19 protein-coding genes are annotated in these 20,979 nt (G+C 33.0%); 1 reads left to right on the top strand and 18 read right to left on the bottom strand.

The features are described 5' to 3' along the window. Positions 1-248 precede the first annotated feature (248 nt). Entirely contained in the window at positions 249-1,118 is an 870-nt protein-coding gene (locus BUC16_RS08680; protein ID WP_073369845.1) for an ABC transporter permease, read from the bottom strand. Positions 1,119-1,412: 294 nt separating this feature from the next. Here BUC16_RS08680 and BUC16_RS08675 point away from each other — a divergent pair, with 294 nt between their 5' ends. Further along, complete coding sequence (locus BUC16_RS08675) at positions 1,413-2,153, top strand: tyrosine-protein phosphatase (protein WP_073369844.1); 741 nt, start codon at positions 1,413-1,415, stop codon at positions 2,151-2,153. A gap of 146 nt (positions 2,154-2,299) precedes the next feature. Here the strand turns inward: BUC16_RS08675 and BUC16_RS08670 are convergent, their stop codons facing one another. The 17 genes from BUC16_RS08670 to pseI all read right to left on the bottom strand — a co-directional run bounded on the left by BUC16_RS08670 (position 2,300) and on the right by pseI (position 20,978). Beyond that, positions 2,300-4,237 (bottom strand): polysaccharide biosynthesis protein, encoded by a 1,938-nt coding sequence (locus BUC16_RS08670; RefSeq protein ID WP_073369842.1) that lies wholly within the window; start codon positions 4,235-4,237, stop codon positions 2,300-2,302. A gap of 350 nt (positions 4,238-4,587) precedes the next feature. Continuing rightward, complete coding sequence (gene rfbA, locus BUC16_RS08665) at positions 4,588-5,448, bottom strand: glucose-1-phosphate thymidylyltransferase RfbA (RefSeq protein WP_073369841.1); 861 nt, start codon at positions 5,446-5,448, stop codon at positions 4,588-4,590. A 129-nt stretch (positions 5,449-5,577) separates the two neighbouring features. Further along, positions 5,578-6,444, bottom strand: coding sequence for a dTDP-4-dehydrorhamnose reductase (rfbD, locus tag BUC16_RS08660; protein ID WP_073369839.1), 867 nt, complete (start codon positions 6,442-6,444; stop codon positions 5,578-5,580). Further along, complete coding sequence (gene rfbC / locus BUC16_RS08655; RefSeq protein WP_073369837.1) at positions 6,444-6,992, bottom strand: dTDP-4-dehydrorhamnose 3,5-epimerase; 549 nt, start codon at positions 6,990-6,992, stop codon at positions 6,444-6,446. The genes rfbD and rfbC overlap by 1 nt, the downstream gene beginning before the upstream one ends. A 51-nt stretch (positions 6,993-7,043) precedes the next feature. Next, a complete protein-coding gene (locus BUC16_RS08650; protein ID WP_073369835.1) occupies positions 7,044-8,189 on the bottom strand; it encodes a DegT/DnrJ/EryC1/StrS family aminotransferase in 1,146 nt (381 codons plus the stop codon). A gap of 44 nt (positions 8,190-8,233) precedes the next feature. Next, positions 8,234-9,187, bottom strand: a complete 954-nt coding sequence (locus BUC16_RS08645; protein ID WP_073369833.1) for an MraY family glycosyltransferase — start codon at positions 9,185-9,187, stop codon at positions 8,234-8,236. Further along, entirely contained in the window at positions 9,184-10,077 is an 894-nt protein-coding gene (locus BUC16_RS08640; RefSeq protein ID WP_073369831.1) for an NAD-dependent epimerase/dehydratase family protein, read from the bottom strand. Before BUC16_RS08640 ends, BUC16_RS08645 begins: the two co-directional genes overlap by 4 nt. Positions 10,078-10,196: 119 nt before the next feature. Beyond that, a complete protein-coding gene (locus BUC16_RS08635; RefSeq protein WP_073369829.1) occupies positions 10,197-11,411 on the bottom strand; it encodes a glycosyltransferase family protein in 1,215 nt (404 codons plus the stop codon). After that, entirely contained in the window at positions 11,393-12,442 is a 1,050-nt protein-coding gene (locus BUC16_RS08630; RefSeq protein ID WP_073369826.1) for an NAD-dependent epimerase/dehydratase family protein, read from the bottom strand. Before BUC16_RS08630 ends, BUC16_RS08635 begins: the two co-directional genes overlap by 19 nt. Before the next feature lie 73 nt (positions 12,443-12,515). After that, on the bottom strand, positions 12,516-13,232 hold the full coding sequence (locus BUC16_RS08625; protein WP_073369824.1) for a glycosyltransferase family 2 protein: 717 nt from the start codon (positions 13,230-13,232) through the stop codon (positions 12,516-12,518). 8 nt (positions 13,233-13,240) lie between these two features. Beyond that, entirely contained in the window at positions 13,241-14,077 is an 837-nt protein-coding gene (locus tag BUC16_RS08620) for a glycosyltransferase family protein (protein WP_073369822.1), read from the bottom strand. Between the two features lie 7 nt (positions 14,078-14,084). Next, a complete protein-coding gene (locus BUC16_RS08615; RefSeq protein WP_073369820.1) occupies positions 14,085-15,146 on the bottom strand; it encodes an EpsG family protein in 1,062 nt (353 codons plus the stop codon). Beyond that, positions 15,146-16,093 (bottom strand): glycosyltransferase, encoded by a 948-nt coding sequence (locus BUC16_RS08610; RefSeq protein WP_073369818.1) that lies wholly within the window; start codon positions 16,091-16,093, stop codon positions 15,146-15,148. The genes BUC16_RS08615 and BUC16_RS08610 overlap by 1 nt, the downstream gene beginning before the upstream one ends. Beyond that, positions 16,083-17,024 carry an NAD-dependent epimerase/dehydratase family protein gene (locus tag BUC16_RS08605; protein ID WP_073369816.1) on the bottom strand — a complete coding sequence of 314 codons (942 nt, stop codon included), beginning with the start codon at positions 17,022-17,024 and terminating at the stop codon, positions 16,083-16,085. Before BUC16_RS08605 ends, BUC16_RS08610 begins: the two co-directional genes overlap by 11 nt. A 3-nt stretch (positions 17,025-17,027) precedes the next feature. Next, positions 17,028-18,329: a hypothetical protein gene (locus BUC16_RS08600; RefSeq protein WP_073369815.1), complete on the bottom strand. Its 1,302-nt coding sequence runs from the start codon at positions 18,327-18,329 to the stop codon at positions 17,028-17,030. After that, positions 18,326-19,879, bottom strand: coding sequence for an oligosaccharide flippase family protein (locus BUC16_RS08595; protein WP_141226108.1), 1,554 nt, complete (start codon positions 19,877-19,879; stop codon positions 18,326-18,328). The genes BUC16_RS08600 and BUC16_RS08595 overlap by 4 nt, the downstream gene beginning before the upstream one ends. Before the next feature lie 31 nt (positions 19,880-19,910). Next, positions 19,911-20,978 carry a pseudaminic acid synthase gene (gene pseI / locus BUC16_RS08590; protein ID WP_073370229.1) on the bottom strand — a complete coding sequence of 356 codons (1,068 nt, stop codon included), beginning with the start codon at positions 20,976-20,978 and terminating at the stop codon, positions 19,911-19,913. Between the last annotated feature and the right edge of the window lies 1 nt (position 20,979).

The raw sequence follows: 20,979 nt of genomic DNA, 5'->3' as shown, positions 1-20,979 counted from the left end.
CGCCAAGGCACTAAGACACAAAGTTATTTTATTTTTTCTTATATGAACCTTATATGCCTTATATGGTAAAACTTTTTTAAACTTAAAACCATATAAGACATTTAAGGACATTTTAAAGTTTCACCTTGAAGATAATGTTTTTTAAATAAAGGTTAATCGATTAAACGCTTAAACTATCCACAAACGATCTTGATACTTTGTACTCAAATCTTGATACTGATCACTGTAAACTGCGACTGAACACTGAACTAAACCGTATCTATAAAACTCTTCTCGGTCTTGTTGAAAACCAAAAGCCCCACAAAAAAGAGACCAAAAGTGACACCAACAGTATAAACCAATCCCCAAACAGAAACCGTACCTGTTCCCAACAACATATAACGGGTAGTTTCAATAATGTAGGCCAAAGGATTATAGTGTACCAGCCAAGCATAATCAGGCATCTTGCTTTGAATCAAGGCCATCGGATACATCACCGCCGAAAGGTACATCAGCAATTGCACGCCAAAACCAATGAGGTAACTCAAATCCCGGTATTTGGTCACCAAGGAGGAAATCAACATCCCGAGTCCCAACCCCAAAATCCCCATCAAGGCAATCAACAGGGGAAAAAACAAGAGCGACACATCCAGGCTGAGGTCAGCCCCTTGAAAATAGTAAATAATATAAAAAGCCACAAAAATCAGGAACTGGATACCGAATTTCAACAAATTGGAAATCACGGTGGAAATCGGCATGATCAAACGAGGAAAATACACCTTGCCAAATATGGCGGCATTGCTCCTAAAGGTGTCCGAAGTACCGGTGAGGCAGGCAGTGAAATAATTCCAGATCATGATGCCCGCCAAGTTGAACAAGAAAGGAGGCACGGTACCGGTAGCGATGCCGGCCACTTTATTGAAAATAATGGTGAAGGTAATCGAGGTAAACAAAGGTTGGATCAAGTACCACAAGGGCCCCAGGATGGTTTGCTTATAAACGGTTACCACGTCCCTTTTCACGAACAACAACAACAAATCGCGGTATTGCCACACCTCCTTGAGGTTCAGCGAAAAGAATTTGTTTTTTGGCGTTATTTCAAACAACCATTCGTTATCGAAATTTTCGGTATTCTTCATGGATATAACTAGATTCTTTCTGGAGAACTAAACGGAAACTGTTTTTCTGCTTAAAATACGAAAACCTCCTGTCGTTCACGGACAAATATAATAATATGCTTGCCCACAATAACACCTAAAAAAATATTTTTGCCACAAATTTTGCTTCGCCTGTTCGTCTTGCAGACTCGAATCACAAATTGGCACAAATTTTAAATGAAATAATCAAAAAAATCTGTGCCAATCTTCTTAATCTGCACAATCTGTGGGCAGTTTTTAGCCCATATTAAATACCAAATTGTTTATCTTTGCACCATGTTTACACTATTCAAATCAAAACCAGTTCTCAAGGATTTAATTCCCGACAACCACGTCGATATTCACTCCCATCTTTTGCCAGGAATCGACGATGGCGCCAAAACTTTTGAAGACACTTTGAAGCTGACTAAAACACTTCAAGGTTTTGGAATCTCACAATTCATCACCACTCCCCATGTCATCCAACATGTTTGGAACAATTCTGCCGAACAAATAAAGACCAAGGAAGCCACGACCGTTATCGAACTGAATAAACACCAAATTACGATCCCTTTTCGTGCCGCCGCCGAATACATGCTGGACGACAATTTCACACAACTTTTTCAATCGGAAAAACTGTTGACACTGAAAAAAAATTACGTTTTGGTCGAAATGTCTTACATCAATGCCCCCATCCAATTGTACGCCTTTTTATTTGACTTGCAGGTGGCGGGATACATTCCCGTTTTGGCCCATCCGGAGCGCTATTTGTTTTATCATGCCAATTTTGAGGAATACCTGAAACTGAAAAAGGCGGGTTGCCTGTTTCAATTGAATTTATTGTCGGTAGTGGGTTATTACGGCAACGAAATCAACAAGATTGCCGAAAAATTGCTTCAAAAAGGGATGTATGATTTTGTGGGTTCCGACGTGCATCACTCCAATCACATTGCCGCTTTTGACCAAAAGGTAAAACTGAAAGAACAGCTTCCGCTCAAAGAAGCCATTGCCAATAACCAGTTTTTTCGAATGGAATAGTATTGTTATTTGTGTTCCAGTCCTTTTTCTTATTCAAACTTGGCTTTATGACAATGTCCTAAACACAAAAGTTTACAAAAAACATTTCTTGTAAACTTTTTATTTCTTTAAAAAGGGTATTATGCTAAAAACCACAAGTGTTGCAACTATTTGTCCAACGTGGCAAAAGTGGAATTCATACTGATAAACTCAGGCACTATTTTTTTCATTTTGGCCACGATATCATCGTTGTCAAAGAAGCTGGCAATACCTATCAACTCTTGAATATCAAGATGTAAATCTTCATACTCCAACTGCAATTCCTCTGCAATCATGATTTTTTCGTGGTAGGTAGGCAAGGTTTTCGAAGTATCATTGAGTAATTCTTCGTATAATTTTTCCCCAGGTCGCAAACCCACGACTTTTATCTTGATATCCCTGTCTGGACTAAACCCCGCCAACTTGATCATTTTTTTGGCCAAATCAATAATCTTGACTGGTTTTCCCATATCAAAAATATAAATCTCTCCACCATTTCCCATCGAACCTGCTTCCAAAACTAATTGACAGGCTTCTGGAATGGTCATGAAATATCGGATAATGTCTGGATGCGTGATGGTAACAGGTCCGCCTTCAGCAATCTGTTTGGTAAATAAAGGCACAACGGAACCATTGGACCCCAATACATTGCCAAAACGGGTCGTGATAAATTTGGTGGTATGTAAACCGTTCTTTTCTTTGCATTTCAGGTATAACGATTGTACGTACTTTTCGGCTATTCTTTTACTGGCTCCCATGACATTGCTTGGATTCACTGCTTTGTCCGTGGAAATCATCACAAACTTATTGACTCTGTATTCACAGGCCAAATCAGCCAGATTTTTAGTTCCGTTTACATTCGTCAAAATAGCTTGGGAAGGATTCTTTTCCATCAATGGCACATGCTTGTAGGCAGCTGCATGATAAACCATTTGAGGCCTATATTGCTTAAAAACTTTTTCCAAAGCGGTTCTGCTTCTTATATCGACAATAACCGAATGTATAACTGTATCCCCTTTTATCTCCTCTACCTCTAGACCAATATTGTGCAATGGTGTTTCAGCCTGATCCAATATAATTACCTTTTTGGGACTGAAGGTCAATACTTGTCGCACAATTTCGCTTCCTATGGATCCGGCTGCTCCCGTTATTAAAATGGTTTTACCCATTAATTGTCTTGAGATGGATACACCGTCCAATACGATAGGCTCTCTTTCGAGCAAGTCCTCGATTTGAATGTTTTTTACTTTTTGGGATATTTCCTTCTGGTTTTCCCAATCCGAAACTGAAGGGATAGTATATACCCTGTAATTATATTCCAGACATTGGTCAATAATAATCAATTTCTCTTCTTTGGACAAGCTTTTGTCTGCAATAACCAATCCTTCTGCCCCTACGGAACGCATCAATGCCGGCAGTTTTTTTCTTTGAACCAAGATGGGTAAATCCAACATTCGTTTGGAAGCATTTTGATTATTCTTGTCCACGAAGGCAACAATTTTGAAACGGGATGGAGATTCGAACTTTAAGGCATTGGCAACTGAAATGGCGTTGGCATCCGTACCATATATAATGGCCTTAATCAACTTATGGTCGCTCTTTTCAATAAAATAAAGTTCAAACGTCTGTTTAACAACTACCCTATACAAAAATAACCCACAAAAAGAGAGCACTATATTGATAAAAAGTGCCGTATTAAGAAATGCCTTTTGTTTGAAAAGCAACTCAAACAAAAAATTAAAAAACAGAAAGAAAACCAAGACAGACGTTTGTGAAAACAAAATCTTGACGGCATCAATATAAGAAGAGTGTCTGATAATTCCTGAATAGGTTCTGAATAACCAAAAGAAAAATATGTTTATTCCAAAAAAAAGACCAATAAAAACCAGAAAATGATTGGTAATAACATAATTCAGACCCGTTCCTTTAAAAATCAAACGAGTCAAGAAGAATGACACCACCAGTACAGATATGTCTATCAAAACAATAATCCACCTAGGCAAATAGCTTAAGTTGTGAATGTTAATTCTTAAGTTGTCTCTAGAGAAATATTTTGAACTTTTCATAGTTAACCCTTATAAACTTAATAAAGAATTCCTTACTAAAAAACATACAATTTTTCAAGTAGACAAAAGTACAAATTAATCGTTTAGAAAAACACTTTCCTACAAAACATTTCGTTTTTATCGATAAAAAGCATATTAATAATCCTAACAAATCGAACTTAATTGCCAACTGCATGAATTTCAAAATTTTCGATTCGCAGGAATAAAACAATAATCGAATTCCTAAGGTCAACATCAAGATTTACACTATGTTTACCTAAATCCGTGAGAACAAAATCAACTATATAAACGGACTAACTTACTTAAAAAAACAAAAAAATCCCGGAACAAACCGGGATTCTAATTTTATTTTATTTTAACAATTGGAGTAGATAATCCCCATAACCCGATTTTAACAAAGGTTCCGCTATGGCCCTTAGTTGTTCACTGTTGATAAAACCTTGTCTCCAAGCAATTTCTTCAATACAGCCCACTTTTAATCCTTGACGCTCTTCCAAAACCTGGACAAATTGCCCTGCTTGCATCAAGCTGTTAAATGTCCCCGTATCCAACCAGGCTGTACCCCTGTTTAAAATCCCCACTTTTAAAGCTCCTTTTTCAAGATACACTTTATTCACGTCGGTAATTTCATACTCTCCGCGAGGACTGGGCTTGATATTTTTGGCAATTTCCACTACCGAATTGTCATAAAAATACAATCCAGGAACAGCATAATGAGACTTCGGCTCCAATGGTTTTTCCTCAATGGACAATGCTTTCAAATCTTTGTCGAATTCAACCACGCCATAACGCTCTGGATCCGAAACGTGGTAAGCAAAAACAACTCCCCCTTCGGGTTGGGTGTTCGACTGCAACAACTCGTCCATATTAGATCCAAAAAAGATATTGTCTCCCAAAACCAAGGCCACACTGTCGTTGCCAATGAATTCTTCCCCAATCACGAAAGCTTGTGCCAACCCATTCGGAACAGCTTGTTCCGCATAACTGAACTTACAACCAATGATTGAACCATCTCCCAACAGCTTTTTAAAATTAGGCAAATCGTGCGGGGTCGAAATGATCAAAATTTCGTTGATTCCTGCCGTCATCAAAGTGGACAATGGATAATAAATCATGGGTTTGTCATAAACAGGCATCATTTGTTTGCTCATGGCCAACGTCAATGGATGCAATCGGGTACCGGATCCACCGGCTAATATTATTCCTTTCATAGTATTTTGTTTTAAAAATTGTCGGTTAATTGGTTAACTGTTTAATCGGTTAAAAAACATCAATCGTTTGCCTTAAATAGAAATGTTCCCCTCGATAAAACAGTTAATCGATTAAACAATTAACCCATATTAATTACTTTGTTTTTCCAATCTAGCCATCATGATTTTGAGGCTCACTTTATAATCAAAGGCTTCTATACCGTAAACCGCTTTAATTTTGGATTTATCCAGCAAGGAAAAAGCGGGCCTTTCGGCAGGTGTTGGATAACTCGAAGCCGGTATTCCATTTATTTCACAAGTTTTTTGCGCAATGGCTTTAATGTCTGATGCAAAATCAAACCAACTAATCTCGCCTTCATTGGAATAATGATATATTCCAGGCTCCCATTTATCACCGTTCAAAATGGTCAAGATTACCTGTGCCAAATCGGCTGCATAAGTAGGCGAACCAATCTGGTCATTCACCACGCCTAAACTGTCTCTTTCCGTCATTAAACGAAGCATCGTTTTGACAAAATTGTTCCCAAATTCAGAGTAAACCCAAGCCGTCCTAATGATGATGCTTTCGGGACAATTTTGGGAACAGGCTATTTCGCCTGCCAATTTCGTAACTCCGTAAACACTTTTAGGATTGGGCACATCGGTTTCTTTGTAAGCTACCGGTGAGCTGCCATCAAAAACATAATCGGTGGAAACATGAACTAACTTCGCTCCAAACTCCTTACACAACGAGGCAAGAGTACCAATAGCCAAATGATTGATGGCATCTGCCGTCACTTGGTCCTGCTCCGCCTTGTCCACGGCGGTGTAAGCAGCACAATTAATAACTACATCGGGTTGAATGAGTTTGAAATTGGCAATTATTTCCTCGGTTTTATCCAATGGAAAATCGGCAATGTCTGTAAAAACAAAATCGAAATCAGGATAATTGCCTGCCAGTACTTTTATTTCTGAGCCCAATTGTCCATTGGCTCCGGTTACCAGTATTTTTTTCATTAAAATTCGGAATTACAATTGGCAAAATCGGGTAAAACAAGATCCTTGTCGGAAACAATTATTTCTTCAGGAAGCAATTGCCAATCAATTGCCAATGCAGGATCATCATAACGAATTCCTCTTTCACTGTCTTTATGATACACCTGATCCACTTTATACAAAACGGAGGCTGTTTCGCTCAAAACTGAAAAACCATGTGCAAAACCATAAGGAACCATCAATTGTTTTTTATTTTCCGCACTCAACACCACACTCACATACTGCCCGTAAGTAGGCGAGTTTTTGCGCAAATCCACGGCCACGTCAAGAATTTCTCCCTGCAACACTCGAACCAATTTTGCCTGTGCAAAAGGTTTGTCCTGCAAATGCAACCCTCGAATCACGCCTCTTTTAGAAAAGGATTGATTGTCTTGAATAAACTGGTAAGTAATCCCGTTTTGTTCAAACTTGGCTTGATTGTAGGCCTCGAAAAAATAACCTCTTGAGTCTTCAAAAACGACAGGATTGATGACAACTAAATCTTTTATTGGTGTTTGTTCTATGTTCATTTTGTTTTGAAATATTGATGCAATTTTACTTAAATTTTATTTATAAATCTTTTATTTATGCTGAAACAATCTAATAATTACCTCACTGATTCTTGCCCTATCTTCATCAGTCAAATTGGAACTTGAAGGCAAACACAATCCTTTTTCAAACAAGGTTTCAGACACTTTATTTCCATAATAGGGATATTTTTCGAAAATAGGTTGCAAATGCATAGGCTTCCACAGTGGGCGACTTTCTATGTTTTCGCCTTCCAAAGCCAGACGAACCGTTTCCCTGTCAATTCCATTGGTCAATTGTGGTTCCACCATAATACAACTCAACCAATAATTAGAAAAACAATCTTCGTTTGTCGTTTTAAAAACAGTAATCCCAGGTACTTCCTTAAACAAATCGACATAAAAATCGTGCATCTTCCTGCGCAAGGTAACATGAGGTTCCAAAACCTCCATTTGTCCACGACCTATTCCTGCACAAACATTACTCATACGGTAATTGTATCCTATTTCACTGTGCTGGTAATGGGGCGCTTCGTCGCGTGATTGGGTGGCCAAAAATAAAGCCTTGTCTTTTAGTTCTTTGTTTTTAGTGATAATCACTCCTCCACCAGAAGTGGTAATGACTTTATTTCCGTTAAAAGACAAAATCCCAATATCACCAAAAGTGCCGCATTGTTGTCCTTTGTAGTGGCTTCCAATGGCTTCGGCGCTGTCTTCCAGAATTGGAATTTCATATTTATCGGCAATCTCCCTTATCTCTTCTATTTTATACGGAACGCCATATAGATGCACCGCAATAATTACTTTTGGTTTTCGCCCTTTTGCCATTCGGTCTAAAACAGCTTCTTCGAGTGCTTTTGGACAAAGGTTCCAGGTATCAAGTTCACTGTCTATAAAAACTGGAGTGGCTCCAAGATACAAAATTGGATTGGCCGATGCCGAAAACGTCATGCTTTGGCAAATAACCTCATCTCCTGCTTTTACTCCCAACAAAATGAGTCCTAAATGAATGGCCGCCGTGCCGGAACTTAAAGCACCTACAAAACAGTTTTGTCCAAGATAGTTTTGCAAATCATTTTCCAATCCCACAAGATTGGAACCTTCAGAAGAAATCCAATTGGTATCAAAAGCTTCTTGAACGTATTTTTGTTCGTTTCCTTCCAAATGGGGAGAAGAAAGCCATATTTTTTTATCATTCATAAACAAACCTTTATGAAATGCCACGGAATGGAACTCTCAAAACTCTAGGTACTTTTTATCGATATTTTCCGAACCACGAAGGCCCGAATCGCCAAATATACAAAAGTCAACACAAATAAAATGACCAAGGAATTAGAAATCGACAATTGCCCTTGTTGGTCTAAACAAACAACAATCCCGTTCACCAGCAATTGCAATGCCGCATAAATAACCGATATTGCAATATGGGAATGCCCCCATTCATTGGCCAAGTATTGGTACAAATGGGAACGGTGGGGTTCGAATATATTTTCCTTTTTTTTGATTCTGATGATGATGGTGATAATGGCATCAATACCATAAATAGAAAAGAAAAGAATATAACCCACTTGCCCTGTTTCTGCAATAGTTTTAACCAAAAAATACCCCAAAAATACCGCCATGCTTATGCTCCCAACATCACCAGCGAATGTTTTGGCTTTTTTTCTGACATTAAAAAAACCAAAAGCACAACAGGACAATCCCATAGTGATTAACAGCGGTAAACTCTCTTTGTTGATTTCTAAAAAAGAAAAACTTACAATGGCAACAAATGCATACAACACCGTAATACCATTGATGCCGTCCATAAAATTGAAGGCATTAATCCATCCAATCAACAGAACCAATACCAAAGGCAAAACCCAAAAGGCTTCCTGAAAAAAATTCAGGTCATAAGCAATCAACAAAACGGCAATGATATGGGAACCAAAACGAGGCAACTGGGACAAAGGTTTTATATCGTCAATAAAACTCACGATGGCCACCAAAACGACCGCCAAGGCTATTGTCCAGCCCACATAGTCCAGGAGAAAAGCAATTAAAACAGCAATGGGAAAAATGATTCCTCCTCCTCTAAGGGTAATCTGGGAATGTGACGAACGATGATTGGGTTTGTCGATGATGTTGTAGCGATCTGCCATCTTGAAATAAATAAGTTCAAGAAAAAACAGAATAAGAGCTATAATAATATAATTCATTTTTGTTTAAATGACGCGAATGTTTTTAACAATCCTTCTCTGGAGGATACTGGCAATGATTTTCCAATGGCGGTAACAGCTTTGACATTGCTTACCACATAATCTTCCGTCAATTTTCGCAATCGTTCTGAGTTTATTGGTAAATGCAAATAATCTCCAAGTCCCGCTAATCCTTTGACCCAAGAAGGAGCAATTTTCAAAACCGTACTTTTTTTGGTCATACCCACACCCAATAATTGTATCAATTCATTGGTAGACAAAGCTTGGTCATCTGCCACTTGGTAAATCCCTGATGGTATACTTTCATTTTCCAACAACTCCTTGATGACAAAACAAAGATTCTCGATACTCAAAAAAGAGCGTTGATTATGGAAACCGCCCAAGGGCCATGGCAATCCTTTGGAAACCAACTGGTACAACAAGTTTAAATTTCCTTTATTTCCGGGTCCGTGAATTATGCAAGGACGCAAAATATAAACCCTTTTACCGGTTGGAATCTCCTTGTTCAAAATGTATTCCTCGGCTTGCCTTTTGGCAATTCCGTAATGTGTTTTTGGATTAGGAATTACCTCTTCGGTCAATATCCCCTCCACTTCATCCGCCACAGCTTTTACCGTACTCATAAAAATGAAAGTGGAAGCTTTTGATGGCAAGAAAGCATCAAAAAGCTGTTTGGTCAACTCAAAGTTGGCTTCATAATAATCTACTGGATTGGAGACTTTTTTCAAATCATGTGCCTTGCCTGCCAAATGGATAATAGTCCCCCCCTCAAGAACTATGTCTTGATTTTTCATAAATCGAATACTCATCGGATTTATTTCGTAGGTATCTTTTAGATACTCTTTTAAATTAGTACCAACAAAACCAGAAGCTCCTGTAATTTGAATCATTGAAATTAGATTATAAAAAAAAATACTATCAAGATATGGCAATGATGAGTTGTAATATTATGTTTTTTTTTATTTTTTTAATTATATTGAAGAATATTTTCTAAAGTAAATATTGCAATTTATTTAGCCTTTAAAATTATTGAAATTAAATTATCCCATTTTTCACTAAGATTAGAAATATTATAATTTTTCCTTACACCATCAAATGAATTCCTCCTTTTTTGTTCTAATAAACTTCGGCTTTGCAGTATTCCATTTAGTACTTCATAAAAATCTTTTTTTATAAGTTCCATAGATTTTATATCGTTTAAACTTTTATCGCCTCGACTTTCATCAAATTCCAATTCTGAGGTATAAACTGAATTATTAACAATCCATCCCGCATCTAATTTAACAACTAAAGAAGCTAAGTCTGACCACTGAGGACAAATGGCTAAAATTGCCATTCCTCCAGCCATCATTCCATAAGTCTTACTTGGCAAACACACAGTTGCACCTCCTGGAGAAAGTGAAACTAATCCGATATGAAAATTTTTAATATCTTCCCTCCATTTAAGACTTGGAACAGCAGAAATAATAGTTACAGGATAACCTCTGAGTGATTCTTCAAGAAATTGAGCTTGAGATCCGCTAACATAAAAATTAAACTCTATTTGATCCTTTATATCGGATTGACATACGTATTTAATTGATTCAATTATTGAATTGGCATCATGTAAATGTCCTAATTGTCCTCCATAGTGAATAATTAATTTACCCGAGGAGTCTAATGGTTCAAAATCTGTACTATATAAAGATAAATCTGTTGAAATGTCTATTACTTTTGAAATATTTGATTTTCCCCAACGGTTTTCTGTATGTTTTTTTAAAAAATCACCAAGATAAACTGTGCCATCACAAGTTGCTTGATTTTTGCTTGCAATTTTTCCAATCATTCTTGAAAAGAAAGACCCTTTAGTTATAATGCCTGAAATCTCAATAGCATCTGGAAATAAGTCGTAAAGCATATGAATAACTTTTACACCCTTAAAGCGTAAAAAAAAATGAACTAGATAAGGAGCATAAAAAGTATTACTGGAAACAACAAAAACACTTCCAGATTTACTTTTCAGTCCAATATAGATTAAATAAAAAGGATACAAAAAATACATTTGTGTCCTTAACCAAATTTTTTCAAGTCCCGAAGATTTTGAAAGTTTACGATATTTTGCTTCAGAAATTAGATAAATAGGCTCAACATTGTAATCGGCTGTTTCAATTGTTTTAGCCAGAAAAAAAAAATAGTCTATACCGACGTTACTGGCGACATATATTATTATGCTCTTCTTACCCATGACTCGTAAATTTCCTCAATTGTTTTCCGAAGAGTTTTTGTGATGTTCCAATTTGGATAGTGATCTCTCATTTTTCTAAGATCACTATAATAACAAATATGATCTCCAATTCGATTAGTTGAATCATATTTATAAAGCATTTTTTTCTTGCTAATATCAGTAATAATATCAAAAGCTTCTAAAATAGAACAAGTGTTGTCTCTTCCTCCTCCTAAATTATATACTTCTCCAATGCGAGGTGCATTAATAAATTCCTCAATGAATCTTGCTACATCATAAGAATGTATATTATCTCTAACTTGCTTTCCTTTATATCCAAAAATTGTATATTCTTTTTCTTCTAAATTACATTTAATCAAATAACTAAGAAAACCATGAAGTTCAACTCCTGTATGATTTGGTCCAGTCAAACATCCTCCTCGCAAACAGGCTGTTGGCATATTGAAATACCTACCATATTCTTGAACCGATATGTCAGCAGATACTTTTGAGGCTCCAAATAGAGAATGTTTAGTTTGATCAATTCTGAATGTTTCAGGAATCCCTTCTAAATAGGATTCATCAGCATAATCAAATCTTTTTTCTAACTCAACCATTTCAATTTCATTAGGAGCATCTCCATACACTTTATTGGTAGACATATGAACAAATGGGATATTGGTACTATACTGTCGAGTAGCTTCAAGCATATTAAAAGTACCTACAGCATTGGTATCAAAATCTTCAAATGGGATAGCTGCAGCTTTATCGTGACTTGGTTGAGCAGCAGTATGAACTATGGCATCAGGTTTTATTGTATTTATAAGTTCAATGATTCCTTTTCTATCACGAATATCGATTTCATAGTGATAAAAGTCATTTATTAATTCTGTTAATCTTTGTTGATTCCATCTGGTATCTCCACTAGTTCCAAAAAAGACTGCTCTTTGATTGTTATCAAGCCCATGGATTTCCCATCCTAAATTTGCAAAATGTAAACAAACCTCAGAACCAATAAGTCCGGAAGAGCCTGTTACTAATAATTTTTTCATAATTGTTTAATTGTTTAATTGTTTAATTGTACATAAAATATAAAGCTATAACATTAGCGTTATATGGTAATCTTCATTTTTTTAAAACCAATCTATTAATCAAGGAATTAATTAATCGCACTCTATATAAAATTTTATATGAAAAAGAAAAAGTACTTTTTTCCCCGGTAGGAGATGCATTACCACCATGTCTTCGATATTTAATTAGCTTATCATCCAGGAATGTCATTTTACCTTTTAATGAAATCACGTTCCCTATCCATATATCGTGCATTGGTATCGACTTAGGAAATGGCAGAATATAAGAATTCATACTAGCTTTATATGCCAAAGCACACCCCAGATAACTATTAATAATTAAATTTGAAAAGAAGTTTCTTGTTGATTTATTTATTTCATAATAAGATTCCGATAAAATTTCACCCTTAGCGTCGATAATTTGAGCATCTGTAATCACTAAATCCGAACTTTGTAATTCTTTCATCATTACTGAAACTTTATTACCCATCCAAATATCGTCTTGGTCAGATAAAAAAATATAATTTCCTGATGCCTTTGATATGGCAAATTCAAAATTTAAAATTAAATTTTTAAAAGAATTTTTAAAAATTTTAATTCTAACATCATTATAAGTTTTAATGATTTCTAAGGTATTGTCAATTGAGCCATCATCCGAAACAATAACCTCATCGTCATCGCTCAATTGCATCAAAATCGAATCTAATTGTTCTTTGATATATTTTGAACCATTGTAAGTTGCCATACAAACAGATATATTAACCATTTTCATTTAAAGTATTATTTGACTAAATTGTGAATTCTTATCTTTATAAATACTAAAGTTCTAAATTTATATGTCAGTTTTAGTAAATGTTTTAAATCTATTTTAATAAATAAAAGTAATTTGTTTCTGGTTTTTGAATAATTTTTATAATCCTTTACAAAAATCTTATATCTAGAAATAGATTGTATCTTTGTATTATTGTCAGAAGAAAAATCTTGAACAAATTTCAACTTTAATACTTCAAAGGAGTTGACTTCTTTTTTTGCCCTATCAATAAAATCGTGATCACAAAAATCTAATTTTAATTTTTCGTTATACCCGCCAACTGCACCATACAAGTGCGTAGCTACCATCAATCCCGAGTTGATACAAGTAGTGTTTTTTAAATCCAATACACCTGGAACAATGGGCTTAGAAATAAGCTTTTGATAAAAATTAGTTTTACTTGGAGAAATAATTTTCTCATTGGAAAAAACAAGAGGTGCCGCCAACATTTGCTGTTTGTCATTGAGAGCTTTTTTTGAATAGACATCATAGGTTTCCACAGGAAGAGTCGTGTCTTGATCCAAAAATACTATCCATTCAAAATTATTATTTTTCGCAAAATCGTATATTCGATTATAAGCAAATGATATTCCTCGATTATCTTTTTGATGAAAATAATTAATATTCACATCTCTCATTTCGTTAATTGTCACATTCCACTCATCGAAATCTGTATTGTCAAAAATAAAAACATTCAACTTCCCTTTGCCATAAACACCAAAAGATTGAAATAGACTTAAAAATGACAAGCATTCAAAATACTTTTCTTTGTACGTAACTATAGCGAATAAAACAGAATTTTTCATAATAAAATTAAAATAACCAAGAGGAATACTTGCTAAACAAACCTGATATTCCAAAAATATAGTATAGATTTATTATACATATTAAAAGAATTATGATATATCCAACCCATTTTTCCTTAAATACTTGAACAACATATGTCATCAAAATGATTTGACCTACAGATAACATATCATAGAGACGTAATGAAAAAACGTTAGCTGTTGTGCTTAATGCAAAAAAGAAGCATAAAGACAAAATATGTATTTTAAATAGCACCAAAAAAGAAGGATTTTTATCTAATAATTTAAATTTATAGGCAAACAGTATAAATATTGCCAATGCTATTAACACTCTAAAACTAAAAACATTTACGGCATCACCCCCTTCAACCTCTAAAATATCTAAATATATCCTGACCTTTGGGAAAACAGCATCTAATTTTAATAATGTAAGCAGATTAATTTTCAATAGCACAATAAAATAGGAAGAAATCATTAGTCCGTAAAAATATTTTATTGAAATTTTTAAACGAACCAATATCCAAATAATGAAATAAATAATACTTGAATAATGAAATAAAAGTGCAACAACTATTTTTATAAAATATGCTTTATCCCTCTTGTATACTAAATCGTCTATAGCCAAAAGGAATAATCCACATGAAACCCCCGCCCTTATTGTAATCATTTCTTGATAAAAAAACATATAACTGCAATATAAGATTACACTTAAAAAGAAATAATCATACTTGCTAAATGCAATTATTTTAAGAGAAATCCCAACAAGAGCAAAGACAAAAAACGAAAATTCAATAAAATAAGCATTTCCTAAAATTAACTTTCCAATAAAGGGAATCAAAAAAGTGACAGGTTCAAATAAAACAAAATCCAAAGCCTCAAATTGTGGGGATGTGCAATAAGAGAAACTGTTAACATATACTTCATAATCCGGATCTACTCCATAATTTCTTGTTCCCACAAATAATGACATTGTAATAATTAACAGTAAAATTATAACACTCCTTACATTTCCTTTAATAAAAGTTAATGAAGCAATAATAAATGAACTAAAAAAACTTAAAAGATACATCAATTGCGAAAATTTAAATTTATTCGTCTCAGAAAGAAATTAAATTTACTCAACGGCTTAATCCAAACAAAAGATAAAATCAACAAAAACAAAGAATTCGTTCGAGTGAAATTTTTAAAATCGTCTTTGTATTTTTTAAAAATTTCATAATTATAAAAACCGCCAATTCTATATAATACAAAAGAACGACAACTAAAAATCCCAGTCTTTAAGCTGTGCTGAAGCAATGCTCCATTCTTGGCCCCCATTGTGTAAACTTCGGATAAATTGTATAAAAAAGACCTGTAATCATCAATAAAAACTTCAAAAACCTTACTTTCCCAATAACTATTTTTTTGGGAATTACTATAAATAAGCTTTTCATTTGTCCAAAATAATCGCGACTCATTGGCTGCAAATTGTTCAAAAATTATGGCGATTTGAGGAAAATTTTTAAATTTTGAAACCTCAAAATTAGCAATGTCAAAAATTTTACTTTTATTATAAACCGTTGCGCCTGTCATGGTAAGATGCCAACACAGCATCTCCATAAGCTCAACTCCATTGCTAAAAACCATATTATTTATATCTAAATCCCGACCTTCAGCATTACAACAAATAAAATCATAGTCTCCGCCATCCATAATGCTTAAAATTTTTTGTATGGCACCTTTTTTTATGATCATTGAATCTCCCATATACCAAACGTAGTTCTCTATAGGCAACGATATCGTGTGTAAACAATTTAAATCATGGCCTAAACTAATTTCGTTTTTTTTATAATGGAATAGTTTATGTTTGTCTTTTAACCGATCAAAGACTTTTTCTGTTTCGTCATTGGTACTATCGTCTGATATATAAACGGGAATATGGTATTGAATTAATTCATCAATAATTTGCAATAAATTATACTCCAACATTTCAGCTCTATTATAGGTCGGAATTGCAATTGCTAATTTAGTTGACATTTTCAAGACTCTTAATAAAATAATTAATTTGTTTTTTAATCCCTTCTTCCACACTTATAAATTCCTGAGGAATAGTTGCCACTAACCTTGAATTGTCTAAAATTACTGAATTTGCATCCACATTTCTTTTGTTGTTAAAACAAACTATTGCTTTTTTATCTAGATTTTTTTCAATTATTTCAATTATTTCCAACAATGACTTACCCACTCCGGTACTTAAATTTAGAATGGTATTCGAAATAGAATGAGAAAGCAGCTTTTGAATAACTTCAACTACATCATCAACATGGATATAATCCCTTATTGAATTCCCGTCACCCCATATTACAATAGGTTCATTATTATAAATCTTATTTATTGCAATTGAAATAAATCCTTGATTCCCAATAAAAGATTGAAAGCTACCATAAACATTGGATGGTCTTATTACAATACAATTTAATTGGCTGCTACTTCTTTTAAAATATATATAATCCTCAATAAGTAATTTTGAAAAACCATAATTATTTATTGGATTTAAGGCTGTCGTTTCATCAATCCTTGAATTTGCATTCCCATAAATGGTTCCGCCTGAAGAGAAAAAAAGAAGTTTTATTTCCTTGTTTGCGATAAAATCTATTAATTTAAAAGTTGGCATTATGACATTATCCATTCCTTCATAAAACTCTTCATCAGAACTAGATGCGATAAGGTTTGAGACTAAATGTATAATTACATTTATATTACAATCAACAACGATTTTTTTTATAAAATCAATATCAGATATAGATCCAATATTAACTGTTACTCTTTCTGAAGAAAAAAGTCTTGCATCGATATTACTTTTGTTTCTAGTAACTAAAATTAAATTCACTTCTAAATCATTGATGTAAAATTCAATAATATTTTTTCCAATAAAACCTGTACCTCCAAGTAATAATATATTTTTCATATTTTATATTAAATCAATAGTTTTATGTGAAAAGAATACTTTCTTTATATAGTCATTAAAATCTTTCGAATAAAGGCTTTCTATATTTCCATTTAGATATTCACTTATAGATGCTAACTTATTCTCAATATTTAAATCTCCTTTTATCAATAATAAATTATTTTCGTGCAAAACAGTATAAAAATCACTTGCTTTTTCAGATAATTCTGTAGGCCATTTATTCAAAAAAATTAAAAAAGGTATTTCATTAAATAAGCAATGGTAAAGTAAAGTATGGGAAAGACAATCAAACAGTACTAATTTAGCATTCAAAACATAATTGGCACTGTCATTGGTAGAATCATAAAAAGATTGATTAATTATTTTTTCATAAACTACGCTCCCGTTTCTGGGATGCGGCAAAAATTTAAAATTAAATTTCTTGAAAAATTTATAAAAAAACTCAAGATGATCTACCTCTTTAAAATGAGAAAGAATTGAATTTCCAAAATCAACAGTAGAAGACAAATAACATTCATCACGCCCAAACCAAAAAATACCTTCTTTCTCAGGAAAAAAGTTTTTGAGTTTTTTAAATCTATTTTGAATAATATTATTCTCAAAAAAACCCCATCCATAATAAAAATCGCTAATGCTTTTTTCATAAATCTCGTATGGATTATTTTTCCATTCTCCATAAACTCCACCATGCTGAAAACCGATTATTTGAACTTTTTCGCTTTGTAAAAGCAATTTTAAATAATTATAATTAAAATCAAAAAAACACAAAGGAGATCCTTTTAATATATGCGGTAAATTGTTGTCAGACGATAAACCAGAAGCAAAAAAGACATCTGGAATTATCCATCTTAAAACACTTACAGTTTCTATACCAAAACTACTATAGCATTCTTCGAAATAATCATCTTTAAACTTACTGTCAATTTTTATTTTTAAAATATTGACTTTATAAAAAAGCAATTTAAACTTGATTTTATCAGATAAATTAGCACTAACTCCTGATGGCAAATATCCTTTTTTACCGAATAAAAAAAAAGCTGCTATTTTATGATGAAATTTAATATTTTCATCCAATATAATACCACATTTTCCATCATAAACATCTAAAAAATGAAAGATTGATTTTCTTATCAAATCATTATTTAATAAATTCAAATCTTTCTTTTGGCTAAGAAAAAAATCATTGGCAAAGTCAAAATAATTAAACCAAAAAGTAACTACTTGAAGAAACTTGGTTTCATTTACTAAATTAATACTTGAGCCCTTTCTTATTTTTAAATAAGGTGTCAAAAAATCATTAATCATAAAGTATCCTTAGTTTTAATTGGTAAAATACTCTTTAAAATATTTTTGGCAATAAAGATGAAATTTTTATTTAAAGCTATATAAACAAAAAATGAAATCGTAAACATTATTAAACCAAATGAAATAGTTTTTACCATTGAAAGAGTGTTTTTTGGAACAGTATTCACTAAATAAGGGAAAAATAAATAATAAGTCAAGAATAATATCATGAACGAAAAAGAAATACTTAAAATTCTATTTAAAATAAATTTATAGAATTTAAACTGACTAATTTTAAAACTAAAATATAAAAAAATTGAACTTATAAAAAAGGTTGCTGTTTTTGCTATTGCTAATGACAATAAGGAACTAACATTTTTTAGAACAATTATTAGTGTTAAAAAAACTATGGGAATAATTACAGAATTATAATTTAAAATTTTAGTCTTTTCTAAAGAAAGTAATAGATATGAATAAGGCATTGTAATGAAAAGGAAGAAAGTAGATGCCATTAAAATTTGCCCAATTAGTATAGAATCATTATACCCCATCCCTACCCAACCAATGATTAATGGTTTCATTAATAATATCAAAACTGTTACTGGTAGCAAAAATATTGGAAATGTGAGTTCAAAAATTTTATTAATGAAATCGTATAATCTATCATGATTCTTAGCAACGATAAAATGATTGAATCTAAATAAAAAAGGGTAATAAATTGTATTGTATAAATTAGAAATAAACATTAATAAAAAATAAGGTATTGCATAAATGGCCACTGAAGTAATTCCGAAAGTTTTTGAAATTATAAAGGAATCGAGTTGAAAAAAAACGATCCAGGAGACTGTACTAATCATTGAAGAAACAGCAAGCAATTTTGTTTTATCATAAATATCAATATCAAACCTAAAAGATTTAAAAACTAATATAAGATCATAATCATACATTTTTTTTATACAATAAAATGACACTAAAACAGTTAAAAAATTTAATAATTGAATAAAAATAAAATAACTTACAATATCAATAGTATTGTTTTCGTAAAAAAAATAAACACAACCAATTTTCAATATATTGACTGCTAAATCTATTTTTTGATATACATCATCTTGGATTCTTATTGTAAATACAGATTGAGCGTATCTCAGCAACAAAATAAAAGGAGAAGTAATTGCTAAAATAAAAAACAAACTGGAAGCAATAGTAGTTGAACTTGTATTTAGGTCCGGAATAATAACATCTGGTTTCCAACAAAAAATAAGAATTACGCAAATACAAATTATTAAAAAAATAAGCATAATAAAATGTACAAAACTTAACATTTTAATTTCATTTTTCAAGTCTTTCAAAGCAAAGTATTCAGAAGCATATTTTTGACCGGCACTTAAAAACCCTAAATCAGTATACTGTAAAAAAGAAGAAATTGATATGCATAAAACATAAATCCCATAAATACTTGTATTTGAAGATATCAACGGGATAACAATTGTCATTGATAATATACCTGTAATAATTCTAAATGTCTTCCAAAAATATATTTTTAAGTAATTACTATTGTATGATTTTTCCATTATTTCAAATCCTCTAAAGTACTAACCTATTTTAATTTTGTGTTTTTTTATTTGCTAAAAAACCTAAATTAAACGCAACACCACTGTCAATATCTCTTTCAACTATTTGCCCCAATATTTCCTTATAAAACTTAGGATGCAATCCAAATCCGGGTCTGATGGAACGTACATTTTTCTCGGTGATCACATCACCGGCTTTCATATCTTCTACCACATATAAAGATCTAGAAAAATCTTTTCCTTTGGCCTGTTTTTCAGTAAGTGTATAATCAACTACTCCAATAGATGATTCAGCTTCACGAACGGCTACAACCATTGCTTTGAATTCTTCTTCATTCATCGAAAAAGAGGCGTCAGGACCGCCAATGGCTCGATCTAAAATAAAATGTTTTTCTATTATTTTGGCACCAAAAACTGTCGCAACAATTGGCGCAGTGGCTCCCATTGTATGGTCAGAAAGCCCACTCACAACTCCATAACGTACGGCTAAATCTTTAACCATGCACATATTGGCTTCTGCTATGGGCGCAGGATAACTGGACGTGCATTTTAACAGTGCTATATCATTGTTTCCCATTCTTTGGCAGGCATCCAAGGCTAATTCTATGTCTGCTTCTTCTGCAATTCCTGTTGACAAAATAATCGGCTTCCCTTTAGACGCCACGTACTCAATCAACGGAATATCCGTAATTTCAAAAGAGGCAATTTTATAGGCAGGCACATTCAAGGTTTCCAGAAAATCAACAGCTGTTTTGTCAAATGGTGAAGAAAAACAAACCAATCCTTCATCTTTGGCTACTTTAAACAACTCCTGATGCCATTCCCATGGAGTATAGGCTTCTTTATATAAGTCGTGTAAATATTGACCATCCCAAAGCGTACCCTGACTTATTTTAAAATCATCTTTCTTTGAATCAAGAGTTATTGTATCAGCAGTAAATGTTTGAAATTTTATACAATCAGCTCCTGCTCGTTTTACTGCCCTAATTGTTTCAATGGCTGTGGATAAGCTGCCATTATGATTTGCAGATAATTCAGCTATGATAAAACAGGGAAAACCCTCACCAATATTTGTTTTTTCAATACAAATTTTCTTCATA

This window comes from Flavobacterium fluvii (assembly GCF_900129545.1).
GTDB lineage: Bacteria > Bacteroidota > Bacteroidia > Flavobacteriales > Flavobacteriaceae > Flavobacterium > Flavobacterium fluvii.
Note: the sequence above shows the minus strand (reverse complement) of the source record. Positions and strands in the feature narration are given on the sequence as shown.